Source organism: Brucella anthropi ATCC 49188 (assembly GCF_000017405.1).
GTDB classification, from domain to species: Bacteria; Pseudomonadota; Alphaproteobacteria; order Rhizobiales; family Rhizobiaceae; genus Brucella; species Brucella anthropi.
The window spans coordinates 2524918-2542647 of record NC_009667.1; the positions used below are offsets into that span (position 1 = coordinate 2524918).

The following is a 17730-nucleotide window of genomic DNA, read 5'->3' on the forward strand; positions in this document are numbered from 1 at the left end:
GCCCATCGCGGCTGGCGACTCTGTCGCCTGATAGCATCAGTTTCGGGGAATGATATGGCGATGTCCAGTAAGACTATCGCCACCTTGCAGCGGGTTCACAAGAACCAGCCAGAGCATCTCCAATTTTTTCGGGGTCATCGGAAATGCCCTATCGTTTTCACGCATGTCTATATCCCAAAACCGGTTCCCACTTTTGGGAGACATGCTCTATTTCCTTCAGATCGCACTCACCCAGATGGCGAAAGTTGCAATGAACAGGCTTACCGAAATGAAAGACAGAACGTCGTGGACGAGATCGGTCATGTTGGAAACTCCTCTGTGTTCACGTATGTTTATTTTTTGTTCTATTTTTGTTCCAAAGTCAACACCCGTTCTGGCCCGCCATTCATTTTAGGGTTTACGAATAGTGAATATACAACCGCAGACGCTGGCTGCGTGAGCGGGGAACGAAAGCGCCCATATTCAGGCGGAGACGCACATCGCCCTTCGAGACGCCACCTGTGGCGGCTCGTTGAGGATGAGGTGCTACTGCTGTGACCTGAAAGGCTTACAGATCGACGACCTTGCCGTCCTTCAGCGTGACGCGCCGGTCCATGCGGCGGGCAAGTTCGTGATTATGGGTCGCGATCAGAGCCGCAAGCCCCGACTGACGCACGAGGGCCTCAAGAGCTCCGAAGACGTAAGACGATGTCGTTGGATCGAGGTTGCCGGTCGGTTCATCCGCCAGAAGAACGAGCGGCGCGTTGGCAACGGCGCGGGCAATAGCGACGCGCTGTTGTTCACCGCCGGAAAGTTCCGACGGGCGATGCGAAGCGCGCTTGCCGATCTTCATATATTCAAGAAGCTGCTGCGCACGCTCTGCTGCGGCTTTCTTGGACAGGCCACGGATCATCTGCGGCATCATCACATTCTCCAGCGCGGAAAATTCCGGCAGAAGATGGTGGAACTGATAAACGAAACCGACGTCGTTGCGGCGCACAGCTGTGCGCTCATCATCGGACAATTTGCTGCAGGAACGCCCATCCAAGAAAACGTCTCCGTTGTCGGGACGCTCCAGCAGGCCTGCCGTGTGCAGCAATGTCGACTTGCCCGCTCCCGATGGCGCGACAAGCGCAACCATTTCCCCACGACGAAGTGTGAAATCGGCATCCTTCAGAATGACCAGTTCGCGGTCGGCTTCCTTATAGGCGCGGCCGACACGCTCCAGCCGCATGATGATTTCAGCCGCCATTTATTCGTACCTCAATGCTTCGACCGGATCGAGCTTGGCAGCGCGCCAGGCCGGGAAAATGGTGGCAATGAATGAAAGCACCAGAGCCATGACGATAACGGAAATCGTTTCGCCGGGGTCCATCTTCGCAGGCAACTGGCTCAGGAAGTAAAGTTCCGGGTTGAAGAGCGTGGTTCCCGAGAGCCACGAGAAGAACTCCCGCAGGCGCTCGACATTGAGGCAGACGACAACGCCCAGAACGACACCGGCTATCGTGCCGGTGACGCCGATGGCGGCGCCCGTCATCAGGAATATGCGCATCACCGCGCCACGGGTTGCGCCCATGGTTCGCAGGATCGCGATATCGTGCCCCTTGTCCTTCACCAGCATGATGAGGCCGGAAATGATGTTCAGCGCCGCCACGAGCACGATCAGCGTCAGGATCATGAACATGACATTGCGCTCGACTTCCAGCGCCGAGAAGAAAGTCTGGTTGCGCTGGCGCCAGTCGACGAGCGAGAGCTGACGTCCCGCTGCCTCTTCTACGGGCGCGCGCATCGCATCCACCTTGTCGGGATTATCGACAAAGATTTCCAGCGATTGCACCTTGCCTTCCTGATTGAAGAAAAGCTGCGCCTCGGACAGCGGCATCATGACAATCGACGAGTCGTATTCCGACATGCCGATCTCGAAGATCGCGACAATCGGATAGGCCTTCACGCGCGGATTGACGCCGAACGGGGTCACATCGCCATCCGGCGAAATCACCCGTAGCGTATCGCCGATTGAAAGGCCGAGATTTTCGGCCATGCGGGTTCCGATGGCGACGCCGCCGCCCTGATCGAAGCCCTGAAGCGTGCCCTGGCGAATATTGCCGGAGACGAGCTTGAGCTTGTCGAGATCCTCTTCGCGAAGACCGCGCACCAGTGCACCCGTTCCTGCGCCGATATTCCCCTGGACGAGCGCCTGCCCTTCCACCACGGGAATGGCGAACCTGATGCCGGAAATACCGTCGATCCGCTTGATGAGATCGGCATAATCATCCAGCGGACGATCAATTGGCTGCATGATGAGATGGCCATTGATGCCGAGAATTCGCGAAAGAAGCTCGGCACGGAAACCGTTCATCACCGCCATGACGATGATGAGGGTCGCCACGCCCAGCATGATGCCGGTGAACGAAAAACCGGCAATGACCGAGATAAAAGTCTCGCGGCGGCGCGCGCGCAGATATCGCCAAGCGATCATCCGTTCGAAAGCCGAGAATGGACCTGACTTTGGAGCCTTTTGAGCTGCCTTTGCCTGATCCCCGGATTTTGCTGCCGCCGCGCTGCTCATGCTTCTGCCGTCAACAGATTGATCGCAGCTTCAACGCTCAGGCTCTGGCGTTCACCGGTCTTGCGATCCTTGATCTCGACTTCACCGGCGGCAACGCCACGCGGGCCAACGATCACCTGCGTCGGCAGGCCGATCAGGTCCATCGTGGCGAACTTTGCACCCGGACGGTCATCCGTGTCGTCCAGCAGAGGATCGACGCCTGCATTGGTCAGCGCTTCGTAGATCTTCTCGCTTACAGCGTCGCAGCCTTCGTCGCCCGGCTTCATGTTGACGATACCGGCACCGAACGGCGCGATGGCTTTCGGCCAGATGATGCCCGCATCGTCGTGGAAGGCTTCAATGGCAGCCGCGACGAGGCGCGACGGACCGATGCCGTAGGAACCCATGGAAACCAGATGTTCCTTGCCATCCGGGCCCTGCACTTTCGCGCCCATCGGTTCAGAATATTTCGTGCCGAAATGGAAGATGTGCCCCACTTCGATGCCACGTGCAGAGACCTGATCTTCCGGCTTCACCTTGGACCAGTCGGCCTCGTCGTGCATTTCGTCGGTTGCCGCATAAGGCGTCGTCCAGCGATTGACGATATCGGTCAGCTGCGCATCGTTGCGGAAATCGGTGTCCGCGCCCGGCACGGCCAGATCGAGATAGGCCTTGTCGCAGAAAACCTGGCTTTCGCCGGTTTCGGCCAGAATAATGAATTCGTGGCTGAGGTCGCCGCCAATCGGCCCCGTATCGGCGCGCATCGGGATGGCCTGCAGGCCAACACGTGCAAAAGTGCGCAGATAGGACACGAACATACGGTAGTAAGCCATTTTCGCGCCCTCATAATCGAGGTCGAACGAATAGGCGTCCTTCATCAGAAATTCGCGCGAACGCATGACGCCGAAACGCGGGCGCACTTCGTCGCGGAACTTCCACTGGATGTGGTAGAGATTGAGCGGCAGATCCTTGTAGGAGCGCACATAGGAGCGGAAAATGTCGGTGACCATTTCCTCATTGGTCGGACCGAAGAGCATGTCGCGCTCCTGACGGTCCTGAATGCGCAGCATTTCCTTGCCATAGGCATCGTAGCGACCGCTTTCGCGCCACAGGTCTGCGGACTGGATGGTTGGCATCAGGATTTCATTGGCGCCTGCGCGGTTCTGCTCTTCACGAATGATATCGCAGACCTTGTTGAGAACCTTCAGACCGATCGGCAGCCAGGAATAGATGCCGGCCGACTGTTGACGGATCATGCCCGAGCGCAGCATCAGCCTGTGGGAGACGATTTCCGCCTCCTTGGGGTTTTCCTTCAGAATAGGCAAAAAATACCGCGACAGACGCATCGTAACCACCAATCAAGAGGGACTGCCTGAGTGCTTCAAGAATCAGGCAAAAATTAAGCATATTTGTCGGTTTCTTACCGGGTTATACACCGGTTGGAAACCCGCCTGAAAAAGCTTTCGCGATAGCGGATTTCCCCATCCACAACCATGATCGCCTGTCGAAAGAACCAGAGACGCGAAATGCGGCCTCCGGATTCACATTCAAATTCAATATATTACAGATATATCACTCTCATTCGGGAAAATTTGCGAAAGAAATATGACGCCATAGAAGATTTTTCGTGACAAAAGCTGTGCAGTTCGCTATTTTTTTCAGCATAAGAGCAACAACGGAATAAAACCGTTGGTTTCACGCGGTCAAAGTCTTGGGAGGATGGATCCAGGCGCGACTTTCGCAGCCGCCAGTCAAATGGAAACGGATCGAACGCGTATTTGATTAGCAAGGCGAAAGCCTTGCTTTTTTTTTGAACTTGCAGCACCTCCACGCTTTCCGCAGTTTCCCTATTTTATAGCTTGCAATAACACATTGATTTTGTGGGATTTATCGCAGCGCCCTCCGCGCAATCAAGTATTAAATTTCACTTAAGTATAAATCGATTTATATGAAGAACATTGCTCAGGGAGCGCTATCGCTGTCACAAATGACGCCGGGTTGTGCTGTGTCGTAAATTCAATACGTTACGCCAACAAGCTCGATATCTGACGCAACCCATGGTAGGCGCGTCCACTTTTCTTTATACAAAAGAAAGGCTGCCTATAATTTAGGCAGCCTCAAAAATTCATGTCGGAACGTGAACGAATGCTCAGGTCAGATCCGGGAAGAAATGCGGGATATCGTCGAGGCCGAAACCGCTGATCTGCGTCACATAATAATAGAGCAGGAAGATGAGTGTTGCGACGATGGTCGTCCGCAGAAAGGCACGACCGATGCGTGGTTTTGCCGGAGCGCTGGCCACCGTACCCAAAGTCACTTCGTTTTCTTCAGCCTGCGTGCGCAAGCCAACCGGCAGCAGCGCGAACAGCGTCGTCCACCAGATGATGAAGTAAATCGCGATTCCTGAAACCAGAGACATGATTACACCTCTTCCAGTTCGATCAGTGTGCCGTTGAAATCCTTGGGATGCAGGAACAGAACTGGCTTGCCATGGGCGCCGGTCTTCGGTTCGCCATCTCCAAGGATACGCGCACCCTCCGCCTTGAGGCGGTCGCGAGCGGCAATTATGTCCGCAACCTCATAGCACAGATGGTGCATCCCACCGGAAGGATTCTTTTCCAGAAACGCCGCAATCGGCGACCCCTCACCCAACGGTTCCAGCAATTCGATCTTGGTGTTGCCGACGTCGATGAAAACCACGGTTACGCCATGTTCAGGCAGTGCCTGCGGCTCGGTGACTTTCGCACCGAGCTTGCCGCGATAAAGCGCTGCCGCGGCATCGATATCCGGAACGGCAATCGCCACGTGGTTCAAGCGTTCGAGCATCAGCACCTCCCATGCCGGTCATTTTGCAATCCGTATGACTACCGTATCCTATTCACGAATACGGTCACTACCGGCTTTTTGCCCCATGCTTCATTTGCCGCAGCGCGAACGGCACGGCGCACGGACTCCCGGACAAGCTCGATATCCTTGCGGCGAACGCGCGGAATGCTGTCGATGGCCTCGATGGCTGCATCCAGCAGGATGTCTTCCAACAGATCGCCCTGTGCGTTTTCCTCCGGCACCCCGAAAGTCACAAGGTCGGGCTCATCGATGATCTTGTGTTCACGGTCCAGCAGCACCGAAACGGCGACATGACCGACATAAGCGAGCTTGCGACGCTCGACCATGCCGATTTCTTCCTCGTCACCGATCAGCTTGCCGTCCTTGTAAATCCGGCCAACCGGCGCTTCATCGATAATTTCGGCCTTGCCGGGTGCCAGACGCAGCATGTCGCCGTCACGCACCTGCGCGACCTGCTCGATGCCCTCCATCGCGCCAAGAGAACCTTGCGCGACCAGATGAGCGGCTTCGCCATGCACCGGCACCAGAATTTGCGGACGAACCCAGGAATACATGCGACGCAATTCGCTGCGCCGTGGATGGCCCGACACATGGACCAATGCATCCTCATCACCGATGATCTTAATACCGCGATCAATCAGGCGGTTCTTGATGTCGAGAATGGATTTTTCATTGCCCGGAATGGCGCGCGATGAATAGATGACCGTATCGCCCGCCGTCAGCGCGAGGCTGCGCATTTCGTCACGCGCCAGTTTGGCGAGTGCCGCGCGCGGTTCGCCCTGACTGCCGGTAAGGATCATCACCACGTTTTCGCGTGGAATATAGCCGTAATCCTCTTCGCTGAGATATTCCGGCAAGCCTTCCATATAGCCAAGTTCTGTGGCGACGGAGATGGCGCGCTTCATCGAACGCCCAACCACCAGCACCTGACGGCCCGCATCGCGTGCTGCTTCGGTAATCGACCGGATACGACCAACATTGGAAGAGAAAGTGGTGATGGCCACACGACCGCGCGCATTTTCAATCAACTCGCGCAGGCTCTCGCCCACCTGACGTTCCGAAGGAGACTCGCCCTCGCGCAAAGCATTGGTCGAATCGCAGATCAGCGCCAGAACGCCTGCATCACCGATAGCGCGGAAACGCGCCTCGTCGATAACCGGTCCGAGCGATGGTTCCGGGTCCATCTTCCAGTCACCCGTATGCACGACCGTGCCGAGCGGCGTCGTGATAGCCAGAGAAACCGGCTCGGGAATAGAGTGCGTTACCGCGACAGCCTCGACCTTGAACGGGCCGACTTCGAATTTCTCGCCTGCCTTGTAGATCGTGATCGGAATCTCGGGCGCGCCGTGTTCCGACTGTCGCTTGGCTTCAAGCAGACCGGCGGTGAATGGCGTCGCATAAACCGGAACCTTCAGGCGCGGCCACAGATCGAGCAAAGCACCGAAATGGTCTTCATGCGCATGGGTGATAACGATGCCGCGCAGATTGTGCTTTTCAGCCTCGAGATAGCGGATATCCGGCAGGATGAGATCAGCGCCCGGCTGTTCAGGCCCCGCAAAGCTCACCCCCATATCCACGACCAGCCATTCACGGTTATCCGCAGGACCGAAGCCATACATGGCCAAATTCATGCCGATTTCGCCTACGCCGCCAAGCGGCAGAAAGACGAGTTCAGTAGTATTGGATCGGGCCATGAAATTTCCTCTGTGATTAATCCCGCCTTGCGGCATCAACTGGACCTAAAGTTGTCCTGTTGCAACCCTAGCAAGACAAAACAAAACAATTATTTGCGTATTGTAGCAGCAGTTCCGAAATAGACATCGCCAGCCGTTACCGCAACTCGCGAACCTTCGTCCTCGCGAATAACAAAACGGCATGCCTCATCGATTGTCTCAAAACGACCTTCGATGATACGGCCTTCAACCTGCATGGTTACATTCTGGCCAAGGCCATGCGCGCGCTGCAGCCAGCGCTTGCGAATATCGTCGAGACCGCGCCCTTCATTCCAGACGCGATAGTTGACCGACCAGGCATCCGACAAGGCTGCGAACAAAGTCTCGGCATCGCATTTGCTGCCGAGAGCCTGCAACGACGTTGCTGCATAAGGCAGGTCATCGGGAAAGGCGACCACATTGGTCCCGATACCGATGGCAACGGCGAACAAATTCTTCGCCAGAATGGACGATTCTAGCAGGATGCCGGTGAGTTTCGCGCCATTGACCAGCACGTCATTCGGCCATTTCAGGCCGATTGTCAGCGGCACGGCAGGCCCCGTCGCAGCGAATACCGCATCAAGTGCATCGGCAAGCGACAAGCCGGCAACAAAACCAAGCGTCGCAGCCGTCTTCATTTCATAGGATTCAACAAGAAGCAGCGTGGAGGCAAGATTGCCTTCCGGTGTAGACCAGGCACGGCCCCGTCTTCCGCGACCGCTTTCCTGTTTCTTCGTAACAAGCCAGAGCTTGCCCGGATCACCGCTGGCTGCCCGTTCCAGAGCAACCGCATTGGTGGAACCTACCGTCTCGAAAGTTTCGAGACGGTAGTCCTCATTTGCCGCAACAGGCGAAAGCGCAAAACTCATTTATGCTTCCGCCTTTTGCATTAATCAGAAAAACGTCTTGGCTGCGGCTTCGGCAAATCCGCCGATCGGACCAGCAAGGAAGACGTAGAAGAGCACGAAGGCACCCGTTACGCCGAGAACGAGACGAAGCTCGCCTGCGACCGGAACGAAACCACCCGTCGGCTCATCGAACCACATGATTTTGATCATGCGCAGGTAATAGAACGCGCCCACGACCGAAGCCACGATACCGATGATGGCAAGCGGATAGAGGCCTGCTTCAACGGCGGCAAGGAAGGTGTACCACTTTCCGAAGAAACCGGCGAGCGGCGGGATGCCAGCGAGCGAGAACAGGAAGATGGTCATGATCGTTGCCAGCACCGGATTGGTGCGGGACAGACCGGCCAGATCCTCAATGCTCTCCACATTGCCGTCCTTGGTGCGCATTGCAAGAATGAACGCGAAGGTGCCGAGCGTCATGGCGAGGTAGATTGCCATGTAGATCATCACGCCCTTCACGCCGATCACCGTTCCGGCGGCCAGACCAACGAGCGCATAGCCCATATGGCTGATCGAGGAATAAGCCATCAGGCGCTTGATGTTACGCTGGCCGATGGCGGCAAACGCACCGAGGACCATCGAGGCAAGCGCGATGAAAATCACGACTTGCTGCCAGTCATGGGTGACCGGAGCAAAGGCTTCCGAGACGACGCGGATGATGAGCGCCATGGCAGCCATCTTCGGGGCGGCGGCAAAGAACGCCGTTACCGGGGTCGGCGCGCCTTCATAGACATCCGGCGTCCACATGTGGAACGGAACGGCAGAAATCTTGAATGCCAGACCGGCCAGAATGAAGACGAGACCGAAAACCAGACCGAGTTCACGCTGACCGCCGGAGACGGCCTGGGCGATTTCGGTAAAGCCGATGTGGCCGGTGTAACCGTAGACGAGCGAAATGCCGTAAAGCAGCATGCCCGAGGAAAGCGAACCGAGAACGAAGTATTTCAGACCAGCTTCCGTCGAACGGACGCTATCGCGGTTGAACGCTGCCAGAACGTAGAGCGCCAGCGATTGCAGTTCGAGACCGAGATAGAGCGACAGCATGTTGGATGCTGAAACCATCAGCAGCATGCCGAGCGTGGAAATCACGATCAGGACCGGGAACTCGAACTTGTCGAACTTCTCCGCCTTGGCGAAGCCGACCGACATGATCAGCGTCACGATGGAGCCGATCAGCGTCAGCACCTTCATGAAGCGGCTGAAGCTGTCATTGACGATGGCACCGCCGAATGCAGCGCCGTTCGTTGGGAAAAGGACCACCAGAGCCAGCGCTGCAATAAGCACCGCGACGGATAATCCGTTGACGAGCGTGGTCGCCCGTTCGCCGGAGAACACGCCAATCATGAGCAGTGCCAAGGCGCCTACAGCAAGGAGAACCTCCGGTGCTGCAAGGGTCAGATGAGCTATCAGATCAGTCTGCATGACCTACGCCTTTATTTCTTACTGTGCCAGCACGGCGCTCGCGGTGCCCGCGAGTGCTGCGTCGTAATGTTGGACCAGGGCGTTCACGGCACCGGCGGTCACGTCGAAGACCGGGGTCGGATACACACCGAAGAAGATGGTGAGCGCCACAAGCGGGTAGAGAATGATCTTCTCACGCGGGCTCAAGTCGAGGAGCGCCTTCAGGCTTTCCTTCGTCAATGCACCGAAGACTACCTGACGGTAGAGCCAGAGCGCATAAGCCGCCGAGAGGATGACACCCGTGGTTGCGAACAGTGCCACCCAGGTATTGACCCGGAACACACCGAACAGCGTCAGGAATTCACCGAGGAAGCCCGAAGTACCCGGCAGGCCCACATTCGCCATCGTGAAGATGAGGAAGGCCACCGCATATTTCGGCATGTTGTTCACCAGACCGCCGAACGCCGCAATTTCACGGGTATGCATGCGGTCATAGATCACGCCGACGCAGAGGAAGAGCGCGCCCGACACGATACCGTGCGACAGCATCTGGAAGATGGCGCCCTGAATGCCCTGCTCGTTCGCGGCAAAAATACCCATGGTCACATAGGCCATGTGGGCAACCGACGAATACGCGATCAGCTTCTTGATGTCTTCCTGAACCAGAGCGACCAGAGACGTGTAGATGATGGCTATGACCGACAGCGTGAAGATCAGCGGAGCGAAATCGGCGGACGCCAGCGGGAACATCGGCAGCGAGAAGCGCAGGAAGCCGTAACCGCCGAGCTTCAGCAGGATACCGGCCAGAATGACCGAGCCTGCCGTCGGCGCTTCAACGTGCGCATCCGGCAACCAGGTATGGACCGGCCACATCGGCATCTTCACGGCAAAGGACGCGAAGAAGGCGAGCCATAACCATGTCTGCATCCCGGCAGGGAAGCTGTACTTCTGCAGTTCCACGATGTTCATCGTGCCAGCCTGCCAGTACATGGCCATGATGGCGATGAGCATCAGAACCGAGCCCAGAAGCGTGTAGAGGAAGAACTTCAAGCTCGCATAGACGCGACGCTTGCCGCCCCACACGCCGATGATGATGAACATCGGGATAAGGCTTGCTTCGAAGAACACGTAGAACAGGAACAGGTCGAGCGCGCAGAACACGCCGATCATCAGCGTTTCCAGAATGAGGAACGCGATCATGTATTCCTTGACGCGCTTTTCCACCGATATCCAGCTTGCGAGAATGCAGAAGGGCATGAGGAAAGCCGACAACACCACGAACAGGACGGAGATACCGTCCACGCCCATGTGGTAGCTGATGCCGCCACCCATCCAGTCGATCTGTTCGACCATCTGGAAGCCGGGGTTCGAATTATCGAACCCTGCCCAGATGACGAGCGACAGGATGAAGACGAATATCGTCGTCAGCAGCGCGACATTGCGGATATTGCGACGCGAAGCCTCGCTGTCGTCCTTGATCAGAAGGATCAGTAACGCGCCGACAAGCGGCAGAAACGTGACCGTTGAGAGAATTGGCCAGTCGGTCATCAGAAAGAGCTCCCGAGCATCATCCAAGTGACGAGCGCGGCGACGCCGATCAGCATCGCGAATGCGTAGTGATAAAGGTATCCGGACTGCATCTTGACGACGCGGTTGGTGACATCGAGCACGCGAGCCGAGATGCCATCCGGGCCGAAGCCGTCAATAAGCCAGCCGTCGCCACCCTTCCAGAACAAGCGGCCAAGCCAGCGAGCCGGACGTACGAAGAGGAAATCGTACAGTTCGTCGAAGTACCACTTGTTGAGAAGGAACTGGTAGAGGCCACGATGACGGGCAGCCAGCGCCTTCGGCGTTTCCGGCGAGCGGATGTAGAAGATCCAGGCGACGATGAAGCCGAGAACCATCGAAATGAACGGCGACAGCTTAACCCACAGAGGAACATGGTGGTATTCCTCAAGGATCTGGTTGGCAGCCGAAGTGAACAGCGCGCCCTTCCAGAATTCGGCATATTCGTGGCCGAAGAAGAGTTCCTTGAACACGACACCGGCAAAGAGTGCACCGACGCCGAGGATCAGCAGCGGAACGAACATGACGGCTGGCGATTCATGGACATGATGCATGACTTCCGCCGAAGCGCGCGGCTTGCCGTGGAAGGTCATGAAAATCAGACGCCATGAATAGAAGCTCGTGAAGAGCGCTGCAACAATGAGAAGCGTCGAAGCGTAGCCGCTGGCAGCACTGTGCGAAGCGAAGACGGATTCGATGATCGCATCCTTGGAGAAGAAACCGGCAGTGCCGATGATCGTGCCCGGAATACCGAGGCCCGTAATGGCAACCGTACCGATGACCATCATCCAGTAGGTGATGGGGATCAGCTTGCGCAGGCCGCCCATGCGACGCATGTCCTGCTCTTCCGAAACGGCATGGATAACCGAACCGGCGCAAAGGAACAAAAGCGCCTTGAAGAAAGCGTGCGTGAACAGGTGGAACACGGCGGCGCCATAGGCACCTACACCGAGCGCTGCGAACATATAGCCGAGCTGCGAACAGGTCGAATAGGCGATCACGCGCTTGATGTCGTTCTGTACGAGAGCGACCGTTGCCGCAAAGAAAGCAGTGGTGGCGCCGATGATGGTCACGACCAGAAGAGCGGTCTGCGACAGTTCAAAGATCGGCGACATGCGGGCGACCATGAACACGCCCGCGGTAACCATGGTAGCGGCGTGAATGAGAGCCGAAACCGGGGTCGGGCCTTCCATGGCGTCCGGAAGCCAGGTGTGCAGCAGGAACTGCGCCGACTTGCCCATCGCCCCCATGAAGAGCAGCAGACAGGTGATCGTGATCGCGCCCTGCTTGTCGAGCTGATAGCCGAGGAAGTTCAGAACGACCTGATTGGCATCGGCAGCGCCTTCAGCCGGCAGATAATTGGCTGCGGCAGCGAAGATCGTGTTGTAGTCGACCGACTGGAACAGCGCGAAGACGCCGAAGATGCCGAGCAGGAAGCCGAAGTCGCCGACGCGGTTGACGACGAACGCCTTCATGGCGGCTGCATTGGCCGAAGGCTTCTGGAACCAGAAACCGATCAGGAGGTACGAAGCCAGACCCACGCCTTCCCAGCCGAAGAACATCTGGACCAGATTGTCCGACGTGACCAGCATGAGCATGGCGAAAGTGAAGAGCGACAGATAGGCGAAGAAGCGCGGACGATGCGGATCGTGGTGCATATATCCAATGGAATAGATATGCACGAGAGCCGACACCGAGTTCACCACGACCAGCATGACGCCGGTGAGCGTATCGACGCGCAGCGACCAGTCAAAGGAAAGCGCGCCCGACGTCACCCAGTGAAGAACCGGGATGCGGACGGTTTCTGCATCGTGGCCAAGCGGAATCTGGAAGAAGACGACCCACGACAGGATCGCGACGATGACCATGAAACCGGAAGTGATGTATTCGCTCGCCTTGGCTCCGATCTGATTGCCGAAAAGACCGGCAATCAGGAAGCCGAGAAGCGGAAGGAAGACGATCGCGTAGTAGAGCATTTGCCCGTCAACCTTTCATAACATTGACGTCTTCCACCGCGATGGAACCGCGATTACGGAAGAAAACAACGAGAATTGCCAGACCGATGGCCGCTTCAGCAGCCGCAACAGTCAGAACGAAAAGGGCGAAGACCTGCCCGACCATGTCGCCGAGCTGGCTGGAGAACGCCACGAAATTGAGATTGACCGACAAAAGGATCAATTCGATCGACATCAGGATGACGATGACGTTCTTGCGGTTCAGGAAGATGCCGAAGACGCCAAGCGTAAACAGGATGGCCGAAACGGTGAGATAGTGGGCGATACCGATTTCCATATGCTTATCCTCAGATGCCTTTGCCCGTTTCGACCTTCTTGATCTCGATCGCCGTTTCGGGCGTGCGAGCTACCTGGGTCGGGATGGACTGGCGCTTGACATTCGGCTTGTGCCGCAGCGTCAGAACAATGGCGCCGATCATCGCGACCAGAAGGACGAGACCAGCAACCTGGAAGTAGAAGACGAAGTCGGTGTAGAGAATGTCACCTAGAGCAGCGGTATTGCTCCGCTCGGCGATATTCGGGATCGGCACGGCACCCTGCCCCAGCTTCGGCGCAAACATGTTGCTTGCGAACACGAAGATCAGTTCGCCGAGCAAGATCAGACCGACCAGAGCGCCGACCGGTGCATATTGCAATGCGCCGCGCTTCAGTTCGGAGAAGTCCACATCCAGCATCATGACGACGAAGAGGAAGAGAACCGCCACTGCACCGACGTAAACGACGAGCAGGATCATGGCGAGGAACTCGGCCCCGGTCAGCAGGAACAGAGCTGCCGCATTGAAGAACGTGAGGATCAGAAACAGCACCGAATGCACGGGGTTGCGTGCCGCAATCACCATGAACGCACTGGCGATCATGATGAAAGCGAACAGATAGAAAAACGCTGCCGCAATACCTGTCAGCATGGGGATCCCCCAACACCTTTCCGTGAGCAAAGCCTTATTGCCTCGCTCGCTTTAGTCTTTGTTTGCCGCGAATATTCGCGAAACTTAAATTCCAGCAACAAGATGGGCCGCCCCTTCCTGTTGCCGCTTTCAAACCGGATGCCGAAACGAGGTTTCAGCAAAACCAATCAGCGATATGGCGCATCCATCGCGATATTCCGCGCGATTTCGCGTTCCCAACGGTCGCCATTGGCAAGGAGCTTGTCCTTGTCATAGTAGAGTTCTTCGCGGGTTTCGGTCGCGAATTCGAAATTCGGACCTTCCACGATGGCATCCACCGGGCATGCTTCCTGGCAGAAACCGCAATAGATGCACTTCACCATATCGATGTCGTAACGCACCGTGCGGCGGGTGCCGTCGTTGCGGCGCGGACCGGCCTCGATGGTGATGGCCTGCGCCGGGCAGATCGCTTCGCAAAGCTTGCAGGCGATGCAGCGTTCTTCACCGTTCGGATAACGGCGCAGCGCGTGCTCTCCACGGAATCGCGGAGAGACCGGGCCCTTTTCATGCGGGTAGTTCAACGTCGCCTTGGGCGCGAAGAACTGGCGCATGGAAAGAAAGAACGCGCCGACGAATTCCTTGAGCAGGAGCGATTTGGCTGCTTGAGCGAATGAAGCCATAGTTATTACTCCTTACGCCAGACCGAAGACTTTGAGGAAGGTCGCGGTTGCGACAACCATGAAGAGCGAGATCGGCAGGAACACTTTCCAGCCAAGGCGCATCAGCTGGTCGTAGCGGTAACGCGGAACGAAAGCCTTCACCATTGCGAAGAGGAAGAAGCAGAAGCAGAGCTTCAGCATGAACCAGATGATGCCCGGAACCCAGTTGAGGAACCAAACGTCAACCGGAGGCAGCCAGCCGCCAAGGAAGAGCGTCGTCATCAGGGCGCACATCAGCGTGATCGCCACATACTCGCCAAGGAAGAACAGAAGGAACGGCGTGGACGAATATTCGATCATGTGACCGGCCACGAGTTCGGATTCAGCTTCGACAAGGTCGAATGGCGGACGGTTCGTTTCGGCAAGTGCCGAAATGAAGAAGATCACGAACATCGGGAACAGAGCCAGCCAGTTCCAGTCGAGGAACGAAGCCGGAAGACCGAGCATGGTGCCAAGGCCCGTATTCTGCGAAAGCACGATGTCGGTCAGGTTGAGCGAGCCAACCGTCAGCAGAACCGTGACAATCACGAAGCCGATGGAGACTTCGTAGGAAACCATCTGTGCAGCCGAACGAAGCGCACCGAGGAACGGATACTTCGAGTTCGATGCCCAGCCACCCATGATCACGCCGTAAACTTCGAGCGAAGAAATGGCGAAGATATAGAGAATGCCGACATTGATATTGGCGATGGCCCAGCCTTCATTGACCGGAATGACCGCCCAGGTTGCCATTGCAAGAACGGCAGAAACGAAAGGCGCAAGGAGGAAGACACCCTTGTTTGCGCCAGACGGAATGATTGGTTCCTTGAAGACGAACTTCAACAAGTCGGCGAAAGCCTGGAACAGACCCCAGGGACCGACAACGTTCGGGCCGCGGCGAAGCTGTACCGCTGCCCAGATCTTGCGATCTGCGTAAAGCAGGTAAGCGACGACGATCAGCAATACGACGAGCAGAACGACCGACTTCAGCGCTATGATAAGCGCGGGCAAGACGTAAGCTGCAAAAATACCTTCCATTGTTCCGTCTCTCTCTCGCTTACTCGGCAGCCTGCTGGAAGCCGCCAGCCGCGAGCGCCGAGCATTCGGCCATGACGGCGGAAGCGCGCGCAATTGGGTTCGTCAGGTAGAAGTCCTTGACCGGGGAAACGAACGCAGCGCCGCCGCCCGGATTGGATGCTTTCGCTGCCAGCGCGACGAGATCGTCGGACGAGGCAGGCGTGATGGTGTCGATGGCCAGCATATGCGGATAGTCCGCATAGAGCTTGGCGCGAAGCTGCTGCATCGAATCGAACGGCAGGCGCTTGCCAAGGCTGTCGGAAAGAGCGCGCAGGATTGCCCAGTCTTCCTTTGCCTCGCCCGGTGCGAAACCGGCGCGGCTGCCGAGCTGCACGCGACCTTCGGTGTTGAGCCAGGTGCCCGACTTTTCCGTGTAGGCTGCACCCGGCAGGATAACGTCGGCAGCGTGTGCGCCGGCATCGCCGTGCGTGCCGATGTAAACGACGAAGCTCGAACCCTTTCTGGTCATGTCGAGTTCGTCTGCACCGAGCAGGAACACGACATCAAGATTACCCAGCATGTCGCCAGCCACCTTGCCGCCCTCACCCGGCACAAAGCCGAGATCCAGAGCACCAACGCGCGAAGCGGCAGTGTGCAGAACGGAGAAGCCGTTCCACTCGTCCTTGATGGCGCCGACGTCCTGAGCAAGCTTGGCTGCGGTCGACAGAACTGCAGAACCGTTTTCGCCGGTGAGCGCGCCCTGACCGATGATGATCAGCGGACACTCAGCCTTGGCCAGCACGTCGCGGAATGCGTTCTTGCCGGAAGCGACTGCTGCTAGCGTTTCAGCGCCAGCACCCAGATATTCGTAATCGTAACGCAGTTCAGCCTGTTCGCCGATCAGGGCGACCGGGAAATGGCCCATGCGCTGACGCTTGCGAATACGTGCGTTCAGGACTGCGGCCTCCACGCGCGGATTGGAACCGATGATGAGCAAAGCATCAGCGTTTTCAATGCCTTCGATCGTTGCGTTAAAGAGATAGCTTGCACGACCCAGAGCCGGATCGAGAGCAGCGCCATCCTGGCGGCTATCGATATTGGCGGAGCCGAGCGAAGCCATCAGGCCCTTCAGCGCATAAATTTCTTCAACCGAGGCCAGATCGCCAGCGACTGCGCCAATCTTGTCGGCGGAGGTTGAGGAGACCTTGGCAGCAATAGCGGCAAAAGCTTCCGGCCAGCTTGCGGCGACCAGACGGCCATCCTTGCGAACATAAGGACGGTCGAGGCGCTGGGTGCGCAGGCCATCCCAGATGAAGCGGGTCTTGTCGGAAATCCACTCTTCGTTCACCGCTTCATTGACACGCGGCATGACGCGCATCACTTCGCGGCCACGGGTGTCGACGCGGATGTTCGAACCGACCGCATCCATCACATCGATGGTTTCGGTCTTGTTCAGTTCCCACGGACGGGCCTGGAACGCGTAAGGACGCGAGGTCAGAGCGCCAACCGGGCAAAGATCGATAACGTTGCCCTGCAGTTCCGACGTCATGGCGCGTTCGAGATAGGTGGTGATCTCGGCGTCTTCGCCACGACCGATGAGGCCGAGTTCCGAAATGCCTGCAACTTCCGTCGTGAAGCGGACGCAGCGCGTGCAGTGAATGCAGCGCGTCATCACAGTCTTGACGAGCGGACCGATATACTTGTTTTCAACGGCACGCTTGTTCTCGCGATAGCGCGAACCGTCGGTGCCGAAAGCCATTGCCTGATCCTGCAGATCGCACTCACCGCCCTGATCGCAGATCGGGCAATCCAGCGGGTGGTTGATGAGCAGGAATTCCATCACGCCTTCGCGGGCCTTCTTGACCATCGGCGTATTGGTGAAGATTTCAGGCGCTTCGCCATTCGGGCCGGGACGCAGATCGCGCACGCCCATGGCGCAGGATGCCGCCGGCTTCGGCGGTCCGCCCTTTACTTCAACAAGGCACATGCGGCAGTTTCCGGCGATGGAAAGCCGTTCGTGGAAACAAAAACGCGGGACTTCAGCCCCCGCGGCTTCGGCAGCCTGAAGGAGCGTATAGTGATCGGGTACTTCGATCTCTGTGCCGTCAACCTTAATATTTGCCATCGCTTATCCAAACCTGCGGCTTATGCCGCA

General features: G+C 57.2%; 15 protein-coding genes. All 15 read right to left on the minus strand.

Annotated features, from left to right (window positions below; all coding sequences use genetic code 11):
* Nucleotides 1-547 precede the first annotated feature (547 nt).
* The 15 genes from OANT_RS12480 to nuoG all read right to left on the minus strand — a co-directional run bounded on the left by OANT_RS12480 (nucleotide 548) and on the right by nuoG (nucleotide 17700).
* Nucleotides 548-1231, minus strand: a complete 684-nt coding sequence (locus OANT_RS12480; RefSeq protein WP_012092252.1) for an ABC transporter ATP-binding protein — start codon at nucleotides 1229-1231, stop codon at nucleotides 548-550.
* Nucleotides 1232-2548 carry a lipoprotein-releasing ABC transporter permease subunit gene (locus tag OANT_RS12485; protein WP_010661188.1) on the minus strand — a complete coding sequence of 439 codons (1317 nt, stop codon included), beginning with the start codon at nucleotides 2546-2548 and terminating at the stop codon, nucleotides 1232-1234.
* Entirely contained in the window at nucleotides 2545-3873 is a 1329-nt protein-coding gene (gene proS, locus OANT_RS12490) for a proline--tRNA ligase (protein WP_012092253.1), read from the minus strand. The genes OANT_RS12485 and proS overlap by 4 nt, the downstream gene beginning before the upstream one ends.
* 803 nt (nucleotides 3874-4676) lie before the next feature.
* Nucleotides 4677-4946: a DUF1467 family protein gene (locus OANT_RS12495; RefSeq protein ID WP_012092254.1), complete on the minus strand. Its 270-nt coding sequence runs from the start codon at nucleotides 4944-4946 to the stop codon at nucleotides 4677-4679.
* Between the two features lie 2 nt (nucleotides 4947-4948).
* Nucleotides 4949-5353: a methylmalonyl-CoA epimerase gene (gene mce, locus OANT_RS12500; RefSeq protein ID WP_006471802.1), complete on the minus strand. Its 405-nt coding sequence runs from the start codon at nucleotides 5351-5353 to the stop codon at nucleotides 4949-4951.
* A 38-nt stretch (nucleotides 5354-5391) separates the two neighbouring features.
* Nucleotides 5392-7068, minus strand: coding sequence for a ribonuclease J (locus OANT_RS12505; RefSeq protein ID WP_012092255.1), 1677 nt, complete (start codon nucleotides 7066-7068; stop codon nucleotides 5392-5394).
* A gap of 89 nt (nucleotides 7069-7157) precedes the next feature.
* Nucleotides 7158-7955, minus strand: a complete 798-nt coding sequence (locus OANT_RS12510) for a biotin--[acetyl-CoA-carboxylase] ligase (RefSeq protein ID WP_012092256.1) — start codon at nucleotides 7953-7955, stop codon at nucleotides 7158-7160.
* A 24-nt stretch (nucleotides 7956-7979) separates the two neighbouring features.
* Complete coding sequence (gene nuoN / locus OANT_RS12515; protein ID WP_010661183.1) at nucleotides 7980-9416, minus strand: NADH-quinone oxidoreductase subunit NuoN; 1437 nt, start codon at nucleotides 9414-9416, stop codon at nucleotides 7980-7982.
* 18 nt (nucleotides 9417-9434) lie between these two features.
* A complete protein-coding gene (locus OANT_RS12520) occupies nucleotides 9435-10943 on the minus strand; it encodes an NADH-quinone oxidoreductase subunit M (protein ID WP_012092257.1) in 1509 nt (502 codons plus the stop codon).
* Complete coding sequence (gene nuoL / locus OANT_RS12525; protein ID WP_012092258.1) at nucleotides 10943-12937, minus strand: NADH-quinone oxidoreductase subunit L; 1995 nt, start codon at nucleotides 12935-12937, stop codon at nucleotides 10943-10945. The genes OANT_RS12520 and nuoL overlap by 1 nt, the downstream gene beginning before the upstream one ends.
* Before the next feature lie 7 nt (nucleotides 12938-12944).
* Entirely contained in the window at nucleotides 12945-13253 is a 309-nt protein-coding gene (nuoK, locus tag OANT_RS12530; protein ID WP_006466598.1) for an NADH-quinone oxidoreductase subunit NuoK, read from the minus strand.
* 10 nt (nucleotides 13254-13263) lie between these two features.
* Nucleotides 13264-13881 (minus strand): NADH-quinone oxidoreductase subunit J, encoded by a 618-nt coding sequence (locus OANT_RS12535; RefSeq protein ID WP_012092259.1) that lies wholly within the window; start codon nucleotides 13879-13881, stop codon nucleotides 13264-13266.
* Between the two features lie 167 nt (nucleotides 13882-14048).
* Nucleotides 14049-14540: an NADH-quinone oxidoreductase subunit NuoI gene (nuoI, locus tag OANT_RS12540; protein ID WP_007874549.1), complete on the minus strand. Its 492-nt coding sequence runs from the start codon at nucleotides 14538-14540 to the stop codon at nucleotides 14049-14051.
* A 12-nt stretch (nucleotides 14541-14552) separates the two neighbouring features.
* Entirely contained in the window at nucleotides 14553-15596 is a 1044-nt protein-coding gene (gene nuoH / locus OANT_RS12545; RefSeq protein WP_010661179.1) for an NADH-quinone oxidoreductase subunit NuoH, read from the minus strand.
* Nucleotides 15597-15615: 19 nt separating this feature from the next.
* Nucleotides 15616-17700 (minus strand): NADH-quinone oxidoreductase subunit NuoG, encoded by a 2085-nt coding sequence (nuoG, locus tag OANT_RS12550; protein WP_012092260.1) that lies wholly within the window; start codon nucleotides 17698-17700, stop codon nucleotides 15616-15618.
* Nucleotides 17701-17730 lie beyond the last annotated feature (30 nt).